The organism is Ruegeria sp. (assembly GCF_965221235.1).
Taxonomy (GTDB): domain Bacteria; phylum Pseudomonadota; class Alphaproteobacteria; order Rhodobacterales; family Rhodobacteraceae; genus Ruegeria.
Genome location: NZ_CBDCRS010000004.1, coordinates 2088778 through 2105239 on the forward strand (window position 1 = coordinate 2088778; position 16462 = coordinate 2105239).

The 16462-nt window shown below is 59.3% G+C and carries 17 protein-coding genes; 8 read left to right on the forward strand and 9 right to left on the reverse strand.

The features are described from left to right. Positions 1 to 35: 35 nt before the first annotated feature. Positions 36 to 1559 carry a DUF2125 domain-containing protein gene (locus tag ACOQOY_RS13620; protein ID WP_420585948.1) on the reverse strand — a complete coding sequence of 508 codons (1524 nt, stop codon included), beginning with the start codon at positions 1557 to 1559 and terminating at the stop codon, positions 36 to 38. A gap of 139 nt (positions 1560 to 1698) precedes the next feature. Between ACOQOY_RS13620 and ACOQOY_RS13625 the strand changes: the two genes are divergently transcribed. Both ACOQOY_RS13625 and ACOQOY_RS13630 read left to right on the forward strand, forming a co-directional pair. Beyond that, a complete protein-coding gene (locus tag ACOQOY_RS13625) occupies positions 1699 to 2445 on the forward strand; it encodes an SDR family oxidoreductase (RefSeq protein ID WP_420585949.1) in 747 nt (248 codons plus the stop codon). Positions 2446 to 2524: 79 nt separating this feature from the next. Then, entirely contained in the window at positions 2525 to 3262 is a 738-nt protein-coding gene (locus ACOQOY_RS13630; protein WP_420585950.1) for a VOC family protein, read from the forward strand. Here ACOQOY_RS13630 and ACOQOY_RS13635 read toward each other — a convergent pair whose 3' ends face one another. Beyond that, complete coding sequence (locus ACOQOY_RS13635) at positions 3263 to 3559, reverse strand: HNH endonuclease (RefSeq protein WP_420585951.1); 297 nt, start codon at positions 3557 to 3559, stop codon at positions 3263 to 3265. A gap of 48 nt (positions 3560 to 3607) precedes the next feature. Between ACOQOY_RS13635 and ACOQOY_RS13640 the strand changes: the two genes are divergently transcribed. Then, complete coding sequence (locus ACOQOY_RS13640; protein WP_420585952.1) at positions 3608 to 4789, forward strand: TIGR03862 family flavoprotein; 1182 nt, start codon at positions 3608 to 3610, stop codon at positions 4787 to 4789. On the opposite strand, the gene holA is transcribed toward ACOQOY_RS13640, so the two are convergent. The 4 genes from holA to ACOQOY_RS13660 all read right to left on the reverse strand — a co-directional run bounded on the left by holA (position 4786) and on the right by ACOQOY_RS13660 (position 9384). After that, positions 4786 to 5814, reverse strand: coding sequence for a DNA polymerase III subunit delta (holA, locus tag ACOQOY_RS13645; protein WP_420585953.1), 1029 nt, complete (start codon positions 5812 to 5814; stop codon positions 4786 to 4788). The genes ACOQOY_RS13640 and holA overlap by 4 nt on opposite strands. Continuing rightward, on the reverse strand, positions 5811 to 6302 hold the full coding sequence (lptE, locus tag ACOQOY_RS13650) for an LPS assembly lipoprotein LptE (RefSeq protein WP_420585954.1): 492 nt from the start codon (positions 6300 to 6302) through the stop codon (positions 5811 to 5813). The genes holA and lptE overlap by 4 nt, the downstream gene beginning before the upstream one ends. Continuing rightward, positions 6289 to 8823 (reverse strand): leucine--tRNA ligase, encoded by a 2535-nt coding sequence (leuS, locus tag ACOQOY_RS13655; RefSeq protein WP_420585955.1) that lies wholly within the window; start codon positions 8821 to 8823, stop codon positions 6289 to 6291. The genes lptE and leuS overlap by 14 nt, the downstream gene beginning before the upstream one ends. A 72-nt stretch (positions 8824 to 8895) precedes the next feature. After that, positions 8896 to 9384 (reverse strand): DUF3576 domain-containing protein, encoded by a 489-nt coding sequence (locus ACOQOY_RS13660; protein ID WP_420585956.1) that lies wholly within the window; start codon positions 9382 to 9384, stop codon positions 8896 to 8898. 281 nt (positions 9385 to 9665) lie between these two features. On the opposite strand from ACOQOY_RS13660, the gene ACOQOY_RS13665 reads away from it, so the two are divergent. Next, positions 9666 to 10688, forward strand: coding sequence for a porin (locus ACOQOY_RS13665; RefSeq protein WP_420585957.1), 1023 nt, complete (start codon positions 9666 to 9668; stop codon positions 10686 to 10688). 102 nt (positions 10689 to 10790) lie between these two features. Next, entirely contained in the window at positions 10791 to 11450 is a 660-nt protein-coding gene (locus ACOQOY_RS13670; protein ID WP_420585958.1) for a YggS family pyridoxal phosphate-dependent enzyme, read from the forward strand. On the opposite strand, the gene ACOQOY_RS13675 is transcribed toward ACOQOY_RS13670, so the two are convergent. Continuing rightward, on the reverse strand, positions 11434 to 11934 hold the full coding sequence (locus ACOQOY_RS13675) for a L,D-transpeptidase family protein (protein WP_420585959.1): 501 nt from the start codon (positions 11932 to 11934) through the stop codon (positions 11434 to 11436). The two genes, ACOQOY_RS13670 and ACOQOY_RS13675, sit on opposite strands and share 17 nt — an antisense overlap. Continuing rightward, positions 11931 to 13025: a GTP cyclohydrolase II gene (gene ribA, locus ACOQOY_RS13680; RefSeq protein ID WP_420585960.1), complete on the reverse strand. Its 1095-nt coding sequence runs from the start codon at positions 13023 to 13025 to the stop codon at positions 11931 to 11933. The genes ACOQOY_RS13675 and ribA overlap by 4 nt, the downstream gene beginning before the upstream one ends. Before the next feature lie 162 nt (positions 13026 to 13187). Here ribA and ACOQOY_RS13685 point away from each other — a divergent pair, with 162 nt between their 5' ends. After that, the gene (locus ACOQOY_RS13685; protein ID WP_420585961.1) at positions 13188 to 13874 is read left to right on the forward strand and encodes a response regulator transcription factor; all 687 of its coding nucleotides are present in this window, start codon (positions 13188 to 13190) and stop codon (positions 13872 to 13874) included. Between the two features lie 510 nt (positions 13875 to 14384). On the opposite strand, the gene ACOQOY_RS13690 is transcribed toward ACOQOY_RS13685, so the two are convergent. Continuing rightward, positions 14385 to 14624, reverse strand: coding sequence for a hypothetical protein (locus ACOQOY_RS13690; RefSeq protein WP_420585962.1), 240 nt, complete (start codon positions 14622 to 14624; stop codon positions 14385 to 14387). A 56-nt stretch (positions 14625 to 14680) separates the two neighbouring features. Here ACOQOY_RS13690 and ACOQOY_RS13695 point away from each other — a divergent pair, with 56 nt between their 5' ends. Further along, positions 14681 to 15469 carry an exodeoxyribonuclease III gene (locus tag ACOQOY_RS13695; protein WP_420585963.1) on the forward strand — a complete coding sequence of 263 codons (789 nt, stop codon included), beginning with the start codon at positions 14681 to 14683 and terminating at the stop codon, positions 15467 to 15469. Between the two features lie 76 nt (positions 15470 to 15545). Further along, positions 15546 to 16460 carry a thioredoxin gene (trxA, locus tag ACOQOY_RS13700; protein WP_420585964.1) on the forward strand — a complete coding sequence of 305 codons (915 nt, stop codon included), beginning with the start codon at positions 15546 to 15548 and terminating at the stop codon, positions 16458 to 16460. The last annotated feature ends 2 nt before the right edge of the window (positions 16461 to 16462 follow it).

The window sequence follows — 16462 nt, forward strand, 5'->3', positions numbered from 1 at the left end:
GCAGAAGGCAGCTGCGCCGCCCTCTGCCAAGGTTATCACTTGATACGCTGCCCGTTGGCCAGAATCTGGCCGTCTTCGGTAAACTCGATTTTCGAGTTCAGCGTGTCGGGTTCTTCGCCCGGTACAGCCATCAGACCCATCATCATCCGAGCGCCCAGGGCGTCGCTTTCCTGAAGCAGGCCCATGCCGATCAGCTTGTCGATCAGCGCGTTGGCCCCAACCAATTGCAGGTTGGCAACGCCCGAAGGCGTCGGCAGCGCGCCAAATTCACCGGCAGCCGAGTTGTCAAAGCTGAAATCGCCATCGCCGGTCAGCTTTGCGCCGACCAGAGACACCAGCAACTCGTTGATCTTCAGCGAGTGCAGCTCGCCCGGTGCGGCACCTGAGGTCTCCAGCGCTTCGACAGAGGCGGGATCAAAGAAGTTGGTCAGGATTTTCGCGGTTCCGGTGGTGTCCAGCGCAATGGTCGCGGGATCGCGGGGCAGGTTGCCGGCGGGGTCGAAAATGCTCCACAGAATATCCGACATGGTGAAGTCGGTCAGGTTGAGGGCAAAGCCAAATGGCTGGACTTCATCGGTCTGTCCGACCGGAAATTCGAATTTCAGACCGGCATTGGCCATCGCGATTTCAATCGGGAACGGAACGCCATCCGTTGTAACCGCCAGCTTCGCGCTGTTCTGCTGGACGTCATAGGCGACACGCTCGGAATCAAGGCTGCCCGCGAGGCGACCGCCCTGAGATTCACTGCCCAGTACAAACGCCTCACCTTCGCTGGTGCCTGCGACGGCAGTTTGGCTGGAGCCATAGGTGAACTGTCCCGAGAATGAGAAGCCCGCGTCATAAAACGCCTGAGGATCGGCAACGTCAAAATCCGACGGGATCACGCTGGAGCCTTTGAAATCCAACTGGTTCAGCGCACCGTTGATCTTGCCGTCATCCTGGCTTTCAGGGTCTTGGAAAACGATGTCATAAGTCAGGCTGGAGGCGGTGAATTTCTGATCGACATCGCGGTTTTCACCGATTTTCATCGCCGAGCTGCCCGCTAGGTCGCTGATCTCGAACGCCATAGCCAGGGCGTCTTCGGGCAGTGTCTCGCCTTCAAAGTTCACGCTGTCCAGCTTCAGGCCCAGCGCGTCGGCCGAATAGTCGTAGGTCATCTCGTCCGGGTCGCCTGACACCACCATCTTCAACCCGGAATGGGTGTAGAGGAGATCGACCGAGAATTCCTCGCCCTCTTCTTCGCCTGACAAGGTCATGGGGAAACTTTCCGGCAAGCCGATGCTGACAGTGCCGTCGCCATTCTCGGTCAGCGTCATCTGCGGGATCGTCAGCTGAAACGCACCGCCTTCTTCACCCATATCCATCGCAGCGGTCATGTCCGTGATGGTGGTCACGTCGCCTGCAGTGGACTGATCCGCCGTAACATCATAGCCCATCTGTGTCAGGTAAGCCTGCCAGTCGTCCCATACCTGCTGTGCGGTGACATCGGCAAAAGCGCCTTGGGTGGCGATGGCATAAGCCAGAACTGCGCCGCTGCTGCGGCGAAGGAAAACGGACATTATAGAACCCTTCTTGATCAATTTTGCGCGCATCGTCGTGCCTGCGGCGGCGGGCGTCAAGGGGCAAGGGCTGGACGCATTCCCCGCAGGCGGGGTAAAGATTCACACAATCTCAAAACTACGGGGGTAGAGCGTCCTTATGCAGGGGAAAACCGTACTGATAACAGGGGCCAGCCGCGGTATCGGGGCCGAAGCGGGGCGCGTATTTGCCGCAGCCGGGGCGAATGTTGCGCTGGTGGCGCGCAACCGCGATCAAATCGGCACGTTGGCCGAGGCGCTGGGCGAAAACGTAATCGCATTACAATGCGACGTCAGCGATTTCGCCCAGGTGGAGCAGGCCGTTGCCGATTGCGTCGACCGGTTCGGCGGGCTGGACGTTCTGATTGGCAATGCAGGTGTGATTGATCCGATCTTTCACCTGTCCAATGCCGACGTCATGGCGTGGAGCGCTGCGATCGACATCAACCTCAAAGGTGTTTTCTACGGTATGCGCGCCGCGCTGCCGGTGATGCGGGCCGCGGGCGGGGGCACGGTGATCACGGTGTCTTCGGGTGCTGCATCGAGCCCGATTGAGGCGTGGAGCCATTATTGCGCGTCCAAAGCCGGGGCCAAGATGCTGACCGAGTGCCTGCATCTTGAGGAGGCTATCCACGGTATCCGTGCCGTGGGTCTTTCACCGGGGACAGTGGCCACAGACATGCAACGGGTCATCAAGGCCAGCGGCATCAACGCCGTCAGCCAACTGGATTGGAACGATCACATCCCCGCCGACTGGCCTGCACGGGCGCTGCTGTGGATGTGTTCGTCGGACGCGGATGAGTTTCTGGGACAGGAAATCTCGCTGCGGCGCGAGGATATTCGCAAAAGGGTTGGCTTAACCAATTGATGACCACAGCACATGATATGGCGGCGCACAGTCTGACGTTTGTCCGACAGATTGCGCCAGGTTTCGCGGGAATAAGCAGATGAGATTATCCGCAGTGATGTTGCGCGTCGCCGACATTGATCGGCTGGCCGGTTTCTATCGAGACGTACTGGGGATGGACCTGCGCGTGCAGGGGCCGAACCGGCGAATTGGCTATCCGGGGCAGGATGCCGATCTGTTGCTGATGCCGGGTGGCGGCGGGTATATTCACGACGGTGGACAGCGTTATTGGAAGATCGGGATAACCGTGCCGGATGTTGATCTTGCCGTGTCCCACCTGCGCAAGAACGGGGTTGAGGTTTCGCAGCCGAAGCAGTTCCTCGACATCGGTTATATGTGCCACCTGAAAGACCCCGAAGGGTTTGTAATCGAACTGCTGCAACATGATTTTGAGGGCAACAAGCCTGACAAAGCCGCTGATCCTGCGGTGCCATTCGCCAGGGCATGTATCGGCCAGATCACCCTGCGAACCGGCGACATCGCCGCCGAGGATGCGTTTTGCCGCGCGCAAGGGATGCGGTTGCTGTCGATTCAGGATGTGGCCCAGTACGGCTTCGACCTGCATTTCTATGCTTTCACGGATGAGGTGCCGCCGAAATCTGACCTCTGGGCCGTCGAAAACCGCGAATGGCTGTGGAAACGCCCCTACACCACGCTCGAGTTTCAGCACCTTGCCGGGGCGCAATTCGCACCGGCACCCGACTATCGGGGGTTAGAGGTTCAGGGCCTGAAGGACTCTTTGCGCGACGCGTTTGGCGATCCGGTTCGTCCGGGCTGATCACCGCCCACGCCGGTTGCCCGGCACTTTCGAGCGGAATCCGGGTGGACGTTTGCGCACCCAGTTCAGGAATTTCTCAAGCCTTGGGTGGGTACGCAGGGCTTCGACTGTGTTGAATGCGCGGGCGAGTTCAGCCTCGGACAGGGTGGCGTGGACCTCTTTGTGGCAGATGATGTGCAGCAAAACAGTGGGTCCGCCCTTGCCCCCTTTGAGTTTTGGGATCAGATGGTGCAGGCTGCCGCCCCCATCCGGGATGGGGCGGTCGCACAGCGGGCAGATCGGATCGTTGTTCGACATGGCAGGGGTAAGTTTGCGCTGGATGGCGCGAAAGGCAAGAGGACGGTAATGGCGCAGGCAGTGGTAATCGGGGCCGGACCCGCAGGCCTGATGGCGGCGGAAGAACTGGCCGCTGCCGGTCATGACGTTCTGGTTGCCGAGGCCAAACCCTCGGTCGCGCGCAAATTCCTGATGGCGGGCAAATCGGGTCTGAACCTGACCAAGGACGAACCGTTCGAGACGCTGATGCAGTCTTATGGCCCTGCGGCAGATTGGCTGGCGCCGATGATTGCCGAGTTTGACGCCGACGGGGTGCAGGATTGGGCGCGGGATTTGGGGCAAGAGCTGTTTACCGGCTCGACCGGTCGGGTGTTTCCGCCCGTTATGAAGGCCTCAACGTTGTTGCGCGCGTGGCTGGCACGGCTGGATGGGGCGGGTGTGCAGATCAGAACCCGTTGGCGCTGGTTGGGTTGGGATGCTGACGCATTGCAGTTCGATACACCGGACGGCATGCAGCGCGTCACGCCGGATGTCACTGTCCTCGCGCTGGGCGGGTCCAGCTGGGCGCGGTTGGGGTCGGATGGGCAATGGGCGCAGGTTCTGCGGAATAGTGGCGTTGCGCTTGCGCCATTTGCCCCGGCAAACTCGGCCCTTTCGGTGGATTGGAGCCCGCATATGCGATCCCATTTCGGTGCAGCGTTGAAGTCGGTGCGCTGGACGGCTGGTGACCTGCACAGCAGAGGAGAAGCCGCGATTTCGGCCAGCGGGCTGGAGGGCGGAGGGCTGTATTCCCTGACCCCAGCCTTACGTGACGGGACGCCTTTGTTTGTGGATCTTGTACCCGATCTGGACAAAGAGGCTCTGCAATCCCGATTGGCCGCAAAAAAACCGAAAACCACTCTGACGCAATGGCTTAAGAAGTCGCTCCGCCTGCCGCCGCAGAAGGTCGCGCTGTTTCATGAGATGGTAAAAGCCGCGGCAGTGCCACAGGTGGAATGGGGCGCTGCCCTGAAGCATCTGCCCATCCGTCATGAGGGATTGCGTCCGATGGACGAGGCAATCTCGACTGCCGGCGGCGTCACACACGCTGCGTTGGATGATGGGCTGATGCTGACCGCGCTGCCTGGCGTATTCTGCGCCGGAGAGATGCTGGATTGGGAAGCCCCGACCGGGGGATACTTACTGACCGCCTGCATGGCGACCGGACGCTGGGCCGGGCGCTCTGCCGCAGATTGGTTGCGCGGCGGTTAGCGCGATCGCGCCAGCATCGCCAGACGGATCATCGCGCGTTCGACCAGCGCCATCGCGGGTGCGGTCTGACCGGCCGAACGCAATGACAGGTCAGTATCCGTAAGAACTGTCAAAGCCGCCTGCAATTTCGGCGCACCCCAACCCTGCGCCTGCCGCAGAATCCTGTCGCGGCGTTTTCCGTAGACCGGCGGTCGCAGCTTGCCAATCCCCTGAGCCGCCCCGCCGGGGTCGGAGGCGCAGGCATACAGAGTTCGGAAATGCCGCGTCGCCCCGATACACAGGCTGACCGCATTGGTGCCTTGCGATTGCAGACGCCGGATCAGCGGGCCGATCTCGCCCGCGCGGCCTTCAGCCACCACGTTCAGCACATCGTCTAACGCGGCTTCGGTCGAGCGGGGCGCGCAGGCCTCGATGTCTTCGATGGTCAGTTCCGAACTGTCCCCACGTTTGTAAAGCGTCAGTTTTTCAATGGTTTGCGCAAAATCACCCGGGCTGATGCCGGTGGCAAGCTCGGTCAGAGCTGACATCGAATCGCGTGGGATGTTCTGCAATCCGGCCTCAGACAGAATCCGTTCGATTTCGCCCCGTGACGGTGGGTCGTCATAGATGCCAACCGCATACGCCGCCGGATGCGCCTCAAACGTTTTGCGGATTTTCGAGCTGGGCTTCAGCTGTCCGGCGGTGACAATGATCTGCGCGTCCCCCGGCACCCAATCTTCAAAGGCCGTGATGATCGCAGGGGCTGCAATGTCCGTGGTATCTTCGACAAAGACGGCGCGCGGGCCAGGGAAGAACCCAACCGCCTTGACCGCATCCAGCAACAGGGCAGGATCGCCGCGCAGATCGGAACCAGGCATGCGGGTCAGGCGCATTTCTTCTTCGGCATTGGGGCCGAGCAGCGCCGCCAGAACCTGCTGGCGCTTCAGCGCCACGCGCATCGCGTCCGCGCCGTAAATCAGAAGCCCGGCCTTGTCGGCGTCTGGTCGGGCAAAATACCCCTCAGCCTCGCGCGGGCTGAGCTTCATGTGCCGAGACCCGGTGTTGCGTACAGACGATTCACGATCTGGTCCGACAGAATCACCATCAGCCTTTGCTTGGCATCGCGTTCGTCCGCCAGCGTGGATACGGTAGAGCCCGCCGCCGAATATCCGACAAAATCATTGACCGTGCCAGAGGCCAGAACCTGCCCCGTCTCACTGGACCGCAGAGAATAGTTCGCGCGTCCGTCGATGGAATAGCGGTTGGTTTCGTTGGTGGTCGTGATCGCTGCGGCCCGAATGACAGTGGCGACGGATACGTTCAGGTTGTAGGCACCGCCCGACGTCGCGCTGCGGCCCAGACGTTGCTCCAGGTTCTGGACCAGCAAGTAACTGTCGGTCGAGTTCGGGGCCGATACGGCCACATTGCCGTTCAGTGCCAAACCCGCGCCGCCGGGCGCGTAGACCGGTTCAAAGCCGCAGGCGGCAAGCGCCAGCGGCATCAACAACAGGGTTCTGCGGTCAAACAACGACATTCACGATCCGGCCCGGGACAACAATCACCTTCTTCGGCGCATTGCCATCCAGCGCCTTTTGCACAGCTTCGGTGCTGAGCGCGATTTTTTCAACCTCGTCCTTGGCCATATCCTTGGCCACGCTGATTTCCGCGCGGCGTTTGCCGTTGATCTGAATCGGCAGGGTGACGGTGTCATCGACCAGCATCGCCTCATCGGCCACGGGCCATGGCGCAGTGGCCACCAGACCTTCACCGCCCAGTAAATGCCAGATCTCTTCCGACAGGTGCGGGGTTATAGGTGACATCAACTTTGCCATCGTTTTTAAGGCGAAACGTTGCACCTCTTTGCTTGCGCCATATTTTTTGATCGCATTTCCGAGAGTGTAAAGCTTTCCTATCGACGTGTTGAAGCCAAAGGACTCGTAACCAAGCGATACATCCCTGATTGCAATGTGCACTTGCTGAAGCAGTGGTTCATCTCCACGCATGGGGTCGGTGGTACGATCATCTACTTCAGTCGCGAGGCGATAAGTTCTCGCTAAGAAACGATGAGCAGATTCGGCTCCGGATGCTGTCCATTCCACGTCGCGTTCAGGTGGAGAATCGGACAGCACAAACCAGCGCGCGGTGTCGGCACCGAATGCCGAGATAATGTTGACTGGATCGACCACGTTTTTCTTGGATTTCGACATCTTGGCCGAGGGGATGATCTCGACCTCGGTGCCGTCGGCCAGTTTGCCGTCGATCACGTCCTCGGGCAGGTGATAGATCGGGCGGCCATTGGCGTCGCGGGTCTGGTAGATCTCATGCGTGACCATGCCTTGGGTGAACAGCGCATCGAAGGGCTCGATGGCCTTTTTCGGCAGGTGGCCAGTGATCTGCATCGCCCGGGCAAAGAACCGGGAATAGAGCAGGTGGAGAATCGCGTGCTCGATGCCGCCGATGTATTGGTCGACATTCATCCAGTACTCGGCTTCGGCCAGATCGGTCGGTGTTTCAGCACGCGGCGCGGTGAAACGGGCAAAGTACCACGACGAATCGACGAATGTGTCCATCGTGTCGGTCTCACGCTTGGCCGGGGCACCGCATTTCGGGCAGGTGCAATCGCGCCAGGTCGGGTGACGATCCAGCGGGTTGCCTGGTTTGTCAAAGGTGACATCGTCGGGCAGGCGGACCGGCAGGTTCTCTTTCTTTTCAGGAACGACACCGCAAGAATCGCAATGCACGACTGGAATCGGACAGCCCCAATAGCGCTGACGCGACAGGCCCCAGTCACGCAGGCGGTATTTGGTGACCCCTTCGCCCCAGCCCGCCTTTTCGGCGAAATCCACGGTCGTGTTGATGGCCTCGTCACCTGTGGCCTCGGTCAGGCCCGCGAAATGGTTCACCCAGCGGACTTTTTCGGTTTTCGGCGGAACAAAAGCGATCTTGTCGACTGGCGTATCGTTATCCAGCGCAAAGAACGTGTCGACCACCGGCAGGCCGTATTTGCGGCAGAAATCGAGGTCACGTTGGTCATGCGCCGGGCAGGCAAAAATCGCGCCGGTGCCGTAGTCCATCAGGATGAAGTTGGCGATCCAGACTGGCAGTTCCCAATTCGGGTCCAGAGGGTGCTTGACGCGGATACCAGTGTCATAGCCCAGCTTCTCGGCGGTTTCGATGGCCTCTTCCGTGGTTCCACCCTTGCGGCATTCTGCCACGAATTCAGCAACTTCAGGGTTTTCTGCCTCAAGCTGCTTAGCAATTGGGTGATCCGGAGAGATACCAACGAAAGACGCACCCAGCAGAGTGTCAGGGCGAGTCGTGTAGACGGTGATCGGCTCTCCACCATCGGTGCGTTCAAAGCCAAACTGCAGACCGCGCGACTTGCCGATCCAGTTTTCCTGCATCAGGCGGACCTTGGCAGGCCAATTGTCCAGAGTATCCAGAGCGTCCAGAAGTTCTTCGGAATAGTCCGAAATCTTGAAGAACCACTGAGTCAGCTCGCGCCGCTCAACCAGTGCGCCCGAACGCCAGCCGCGCCCGTTTTCGACCTGCTCGTTCGCCAGCACGGTCATATCAACCGGGTCCCAGTTCACCACCGCGTTCTTGCGATAAACCAGCCCGGCTTCGAGCATATCAAGGAACAGCGCCTGCTGCTGGCCGTAATATTCGGGGTCACAGGTGGCGAACTCACGCGACCAGTCGATGGACAGGCCCAGAGGCTTCATCTGCCCGCGCATGTCAGCGATATTGCCATAGGTCCAGTCCTTGGGGTGACCGCCGATGGCCATCGCGGCGTTTTCCGCAGGCATCCCGAACGCGTCCCAGCCCATGGGGTGCAGTACGTTATGCCCAGTCGCCAACTTATGCCGCGCGATCACGTCGCCCATCGTATAGTTGCGCACATGCCCCATATGGATTCGGCCCGAGGGGTAGGGAAACATTTCAAGCACATAGTATTTCGGCTTGTCCGCCTTGTGGTTGGCAGTGAAGATTCCGGCCTTGTCCCAGGCCTCTTGCCATTTTGCTTCGATTTCGTTGGCCGAGTAGCGAGACATCGTGCGGTCCTTCGTGAATGAAAACGCCGGGTAGGAACCCGGCGTGGTAATATTGTGATTTTCGGCGGGTTGCTAGAGCTTGTTGTCCGCAATGCGTAGCTGGCGCGCGCGAGAAAGGATCGCATCCTCGACCGCGCGGGTGGTTGCCGCGCTGACCGGGTTGCCGCCGCTGGTCTGCAAAGATACCGACAGCGACCGCGCCGCCAATGCCGGATCGCTGATGTGAACCGTGGCCCGGTATTGCCGCCCTCCGCCCGGCGGTGTGCCGTAACCCGTTACGATCACACCGGTAAACGGATCGACCTCTTGCACAGGCAAGAAATTCAGTACATCCAGTGACGCAGCCCACAGGTAGCGATTAACATTCGTAATCTGTTCGGCATTCGCGGTGTTGAACACATCCCAGATCGTCGAGCGATTCGGATCGTTCAACTCGCGCTCTTCCGTGCGGGTGCTATCCGTATACAGAAGATCGGGATTGGGTGCGGCACCCCGATTCTGCCCGCAGGCCGACAGTGCGGCAGTCGCTATGATCAACCCGAAAATCGTCTGCAAACGCATTGTCGACTGGTCCTGTTCACTATGGTCAACGTTGTTCCCTGCTACTCCTAGACAAGGACAAGTTCAGCAACAACCCTCTTATTGTCACATGCAGGTGGGGGTTGGGCCGGTCGGGGGCGTAAAACCGACTGTGGCATCCTTGCACCAATCTGGTGCCAATGCGCTGTTCACATTTATGCCAAGCTTGCGTGTTGGGGGCAAAAAGAGCGAAACGGTTCCCGTGCTGAGACATGTGCTGAGGCATGTGTCGAGTAGAAAACTTTGAAACCGAGGGAAACAAGATGAAAAAAGTTCTCTTCGCATCGACCGCTCTGATCGCAACCGCATCGGTTGCCGCGGCCGAAGTAAGCTTCAGCGGTTATGGCCGCTTTGGTATTGGCTACGTTGAAGATCGTTCCGGTGCCGTAACAAACATCAACACATCTGCTGGCGTTGTAACAAGCACCGGCACCGCAGTTGTTGACACCGACGACGCAATCCTGGTCTCGCGTTTCCGTCTGAACATCGACGGCTCGACCGAAACCGACGGTGGAGTTGAGTTCTCGGCTCGTGTTCGTCTGCAGGCTGACGAAAACAGCGCAAACGGCGAAGCCAACTCGGCTGGCCTGAACGGCGCACGTTTCTCGGTCATCTACGGTGGTCTGCGCGTTGACGCCGGCAACGTTGCGGGTTCGTTCGACAACCTGGCAAACTACTACGGTAACGAAGTTGGTCTGGAACTGTTCGCTGGCCAGTACTCGGGCGTCGACTATGACTTCCTGGCCTACTCGTCGACCGGTTCGGGCTCGAACGCCGTGTTCTTCCAGTACGCAGTTGGCGATTTCGCATTTGGCGCGTCGTACGACCAAGCGACCCTGGGCCTCAACGGCTCGGCAGCTGACGCTGACCGTTGGGACATCAGCGCGACTTACACCTTCAACAACATCACTGCAGCAATCGCTTACGGTCAAACCGACCTGGGCGACTTCGGCCTGAACGATCCGAGCCTGACCGTCCTGACCCTGGGCGCAGAATTCGGTGACTTCTCGGGTACCCTGTTTGTTGCAGACGATGCGACCGAAATCACAGCTACCGACGGTACTGCATGGGGTCTGTCGGCCGCCTACAACCTGGGCGCTGCAACCACCCTGCTGTTCACCTACGGTGACGGTAACGCGGACGCAGACCTGCAGCAGGTTGCTATTGGTGCCATCTACGACCTGGGCGGCGGTGCATCGCTGCGCGGTGGTATCGGCGTCAACGACTGCGACATCTGCGCGGACTCGACCACCCAAGCTGACTTCGGTGCATACTTCAACTTCTAAGTTGATGTGAACCGTAAGGTTTAAGGGCAGGTCTTCGGACCTGCCCTTTTCTTTTGCGCCGACATGGTGTTTTGCTGCGCAGGAAGCAGATTGAGGAACCCCATGTCGCTGCAAGATATCACCGCTCGTATTGCCAAAGCTGAGACTTCCGCCGGGCGGCCTGCCGGGTCAGCCAAACTGATCGCCGTGTCCAAAGTGCAGCCGGATGAGCGTGTGCGGGATGTTCTGGAACAAGGACACAGATGTTTCGGCGAAAACCGGGTGCAAGAGGCGGCGGGTAAGTGGCCGGGCTTTTTTGAGCAGTATTCAGGTGTTGATCTGCACCTGATCGGCCCTCTGCAAACCAACAAGGCGCGTCAGGCGGTCGAGTTGTTCTCGACCATCCATTCCGTCGACCGGCCCAAGCTGGCCAAAACGCTGGCGCGGTTGGCGCAGGAGGTGGGCCAATGCCCCGACCTGTTCATTCAGGTCAACACCGGCGAAGAAGAGCAGAAGGCCGGTATCCTGCCTGCTGAGGCGGATGCATTCATTGCCGAATGCCGCACCATGGATCTGCCGGTGCAGGGCCTTATGTGTATCCCGCCGGTGGATGAAGAACCCTCGCTGCATTTCGCTTTGCTGGCCAAGATCGCTGCGCGCAACGGGTTAACCGGTCTGTCGATGGGCATGAGCGGCGATTTCGAGCAAGCCATCGCGCTTGGGGCAACCCATGTCCGCGTCGGCTCGGCCATTTTTGGCGAGCGGGTCAAAGCTCAGGGATAATCAGGCGCGTGCCAACCACGACCTGCTCCGCAATCCAGTGAAGGTGGTCGCGACGGAAGGCAATACAGCCCTCGGTCGGGTATCCGGGGCGGCGCCACTGGTGGATAAAGATCGCCGACCCACGCCCCGGCACGGCATTGGGCCAGTTCCAGTCGGTGAGCAGAACCAGATCGTATAATGGGTCGGCGCGTCGCAGTTTTTCGTGGCTAAACGCGTAAGGGGCAGTGACCAAAGTATTGTAACTACTGTCCCGCCCGTCATCCGACCACAGATCACAAGGACCAATAGGCAGCGCCCATGAGGCAGGCCGGGCAATCCGGTCAGGTCGGTACAGCATTCCAACGATGTGATGAACACCGGTCGGAGTGGCCCCATCCCCTTCTTTTTTGGAAGTGCTGAGCCCACCCTTGCCGATCGTGCAGGGAAAGACCCGCCCGGCAAAACGCACACCGCGCGGGGTCAGCACCAGATCAAGGGGTGTCACAGCAGATGTCCCGATTTGGCAGCTTTGGTGGCCAGATACCCGCGGTTGTGGGCGGTTTCACCCACTTTCAGTGGTACGCGTTCGGTAACGGCAATCCCGGTCTTTTCCATCATCGCGATTTTCGCCGGGTTGTTGGTCAGCAGCCGAACAGAATTGAAGCCCAGCGACTTCAGAATGTCCGATCCCAGCCGGAAATCGCGCTCATCATCCTCGAACCCCAACCGGTGGTTGGCCTCGACCGTATCGAATCCCTGATCCTGAAGGAAATAAGCGCGCATCTTGTTGGCCAGGCCAATCCCGCGCCCTTCCTGGTTCAGGTATAGAAGCACTCCGGCCCCTTCCGAACCCATCTGCGCCAGCGCGCCGCGCAGCTGAGGACCGCAGTCGCATTTCAGACTGCCCATCAGGTCTCCGGTGAAACAGGCGGAATGCAGCCGTGCCAGAACGGGTTTGGAGCGATCCGGGCGCCCGATCTCGACGGCATAATGCTCTTCCCCGCCATCTTCGGGGCGGAAGACATGCAGTCGCCCAGCCTCGGACACCTCCATTGGCAGGCGGGCCGCGACCACCGCGTGCAGCTCGCTGCGGTCGGCCAGATGCGGTGCGGCGCGGGTGTGGTCAATACAGGTCAGGCCGTTCTGAGCTGCAAATCCGCGCCCGTCCTCGATGGGCAGCACGACGGCAGCGGGCAAGAGCCGCGCCGATTTGGTCAGGGCGATCGCGATCCGGTGCAGATTAGCATTGCCCTGACGTTCAGACATCAAAGGGCCTTTCATTGGCGCATTCAGATCATCCGACGGGTCGGCCACAGCCTGAACCCATCCGATATCCGCATCCGCGGGAATCAGCACCCGGGCCAAATCGCCGTCATAGGCTCGCGCCTTCAACGTCTCTGCCCGGCGCACTGTGATGGTGACAACCGGATCGCCACCAAGGCCGCGCAAATCCGCCAGCCGCTGCGCGCTGAGCGTTTCGGTCGCAATGGCCAACACGCCAAAGCCGCTGTCGTCGGTTAGGGCAACCGGAACGCCCATGCGCAGATCGGCGCGGGCCCGTGCCAGCAATTCTGAAATATCCGGGATCAGACTCATCTATGTTACCCTGTAACGTTATGGCCCTCCTCCTAGCCTGATAAGACGGAAATGTGAAACATTTCCTCCGCATCAGACACGAGGGCGTGAAACCGTTGCAGCAAACCTTGTTGATTGCATCTTCTACGCGCAAGTGGTGGAAAAGGCTTAGGAGGACCGGACATGGCTCAGCTCAAGAAAATCCTGCTGGTGGATGACGACGAAGACCTGCGCGAAGCGCTTAGTGAGCAACTTGTGATGACCGAGGACTTTGATGTCTTCGAAGCATCCGACGGCACATCCGCTATGGAGCGAGCGCGCGAAGCGATTTACGATCTGGTCATTCTGGATGTCGGCCTGCCGGATACCGATGGGCGTGAGCTGTGCCGCCTGATGCGCAAACAAGGCGTTAAAAGCCCGATCCTGATGCTGACCGGCCACGACAGCGACGCGGACACCATTCTGGGTCTGGACGCCGGTGCCAACGACTATGTTTCCAAGCCGTTCAAATTCCCGGTCCTGCTGGCCCGTATCCGCGCACAACTACGCCAGCATGAACAATCCGAGGACGCTGTGTTCGTTCTGGGGCCCTATACCTTCAAGCCGGCGATGAAGATGCTGATCACCGAAGAAGATCGCAAAATCCGCCTGACCGAGAAGGAAACCAACATCCTCAAGTTCCTCTATCGCTCGGCCGATGGTGTGGTCGCCCGCGATGTGCTGCTGCACGAGGTTTGGGGCTATAATGCCGGTGTCACCACCCACACGCTTGAGACGCATATCTATCGTCTGCGTCAAAAAATCGAGCCCGATCCGTCGAATGCGCGCCTTTTGGTCACAGAATCGGGCGGATATCGTCTGGTCTCTTAACTCGTTGTGGATTGACGTGGATCAAAGTGATACTCTGGATGCGTAATTAGATTACTCCCAACCCGCGCATGTCCGGGTTAAGACATGCACCTCCCTGTTGGACTGCCGGGCCTATGGCCCGGCTTTTTTTGTGGGGAGGAGGCGGCTGAGAACCTCGCTGGGTGGAAAGCCCGTCACATCAGGGCCGACACATACCTGTCGACAGAAGCTTCAAGAAGACAAAAGACCAACAGCAGAAAACACAGAGCAATCGGACAAGCGACCCTAAGGGATTCCATCATGGGTTTTAGGTACCTGTTCCCGCTCGGAACCTGAATGCAAGGCTCGATGCTATGCAGCGGCGGGAACAGTTCCTTTTTACGTTGTTCAACCATTACTAACTCGTAAAAAAACTACAAAATCTTTCTATTAGTCGCCATTTTAACTGAATGTTAACGCGGAAAATTTCCCAGCATTTGCAAGATTATTGGGATGAATTGATGGACAGTAATTCACCAGGCTCAGTAATTGTTAACACCAGCAGAACGGTGCTGGGTGCGGTCGTCGGTTGCCGGCCGGTTCGCGAATTCTGACTAGAGAAATAGGCGCGGCAACCGCGACGAACAGCAGTTTATAGTTGGGAGTAATCAACCTGACGGTAAACGCGTCGCGCGGCATTGAATGAACAGCTTTTTGCCGCTGCCCCGCGACGTTCAGCATTGAATCCATTGCGGCCAAATGACTTTCGGATGTCTGCCATTCTTTTCCCATGGCACCCCATCCCGCACCACGCTAACCTCCGCCCAATCGCGACAGAGGAATCCCCCATGCCCTTTACCCTTGCTACTTGGAACATCAACTCGGTCCGCCTGCGCGAGCCCATCGTGCTGAAACTACTGGAAGAAGAGGCGCCGGACGTTCTGTGTTTGCAGGAGTGTAAGTCGCCGGTCGAGAAAATCCCGACCGAGGGGTTTGCGGAACTGGGCTATACCCACATGGTCGCGCGTGGGCAAAAGGGCTATAACGGTGTCGCCATCCTGTCGCGCCTGCCGATGGAAGAGGTGGGCGACAAGGATTTCGCCGGTCTCGGCCATGCCCGCCACATCGCGGGACGGCTGGAAAATGGCGTTACCATCCACAACTTCTACGTCCCGGCGGGTGGTGACATCCCAGATCGCGAAAAGAACGAGAAATTCGGACAAAAACTCGAATATCTGACCGACATGCGTGACTGGTTCCATGCGGAAAAGCCCGAAAAATCCATTCTGGTCGGCGATCTGAACATCGCTCCGCGAGAAGACGACGTTTGGTCGCATAAACAGCTACTCAAGGTAGTTTCGCACACGCCGATCGAGGTTGAAACGCTGGCGGAAACGCAGGATGCGGGCGGTTGGGTCGATATTACTCGGCAGGATATTCCCGACGGGCAGCTTTATAGCTGGTGGTCCTACCGGGCGCGGGATTGGGACGCGGCGGACAAGGGTCGGCGTCTGGATCACGTCTGGGCCACGCCCGATATCTCGAACGCGGGGCATTCCAGCCGCATCCTGCGGGACGCGCGCGGGTGGGAGAAACCAAGCGATCACGCCCCCGTTTTCGCCAGTTTCGACCTGTAAAGACGCAACTCTGCCCTTGGTTTCCGCAGCCAGCGGTTGCATATAGGGCGCAAGTTCGAACCAAAGAGTGGATGCCATGGACCTACTGAACGCCGCAGCCAGCCCCGATGTCGACCTGATCAAGGACGGATCCGAGGCCACCTTTATGGCCGACGTGGTCGAGGCCTCGCAGGAGGTTCCGGTCATCGTGGATTTCTGGGCGCCATGGTGTGGCCCTTGCAAGACGTTGGGTCCCTTGCTGGAAGAGGCCGTGACCGCCGCAAAGGGTGCGGTCAAAATGGTCAAGATCAACGTGGACGAGGCGCAGATGATTGCCTCGCAGATGCGCATTCAGTCGATCCCGACCGTTTACGCGTTTTTCAAAGGCCAGCCCGTAGACGGGTTTCAGGGCGCTGTGCCGGGATCTGAGATCAAGGCCTTCGTGGATCGTGTGATTGAAGCCGCAGGCGGCGAAAGCCCCGGTGGTCAATTGGAGGATGCCGTTCAGGCGGCCGAAGAGATGCTGGCCGAAGGTGCGGCCAGTGATGCGGCGCAGACATTCGCTGCCATTCTGGGCGAAGACCCGAACCACGCTGCCGCCTATGGTGGTTTGATCCGTGCACATATTGCGGTGGGTGATCTGGAACAGGCCGAGGCGATCCTGAATGGTGCGCCTGCTGAGATTTCCACCGCGCCAGAGGTCGAAGCGGCCCACGCACAGCTGGAACTGGCGAAACAGGCGGCAGATGCAGGCCCCGTGGCCGAGCTGACCGCAGCTGTTGAGGCTGAACCCGACAACCATCAGGCCCGGTTTGACCTCGCGCAGGCGCTGCATGCCAATGGCGAGGTTGAAGAAGCCGTCGCTCAGCTACTGGAGCTTTTCCGCCGGGATCGCGAATGGAATGACGGTGCGGCGAAGACGCAGCTGTTCACGATCTTTGACGCGCTCAAGCCCAATGACCCGGTTGTTCTGAACGGGCGACGCAAGCTGAGCTCGATGATATTTGCCTAATC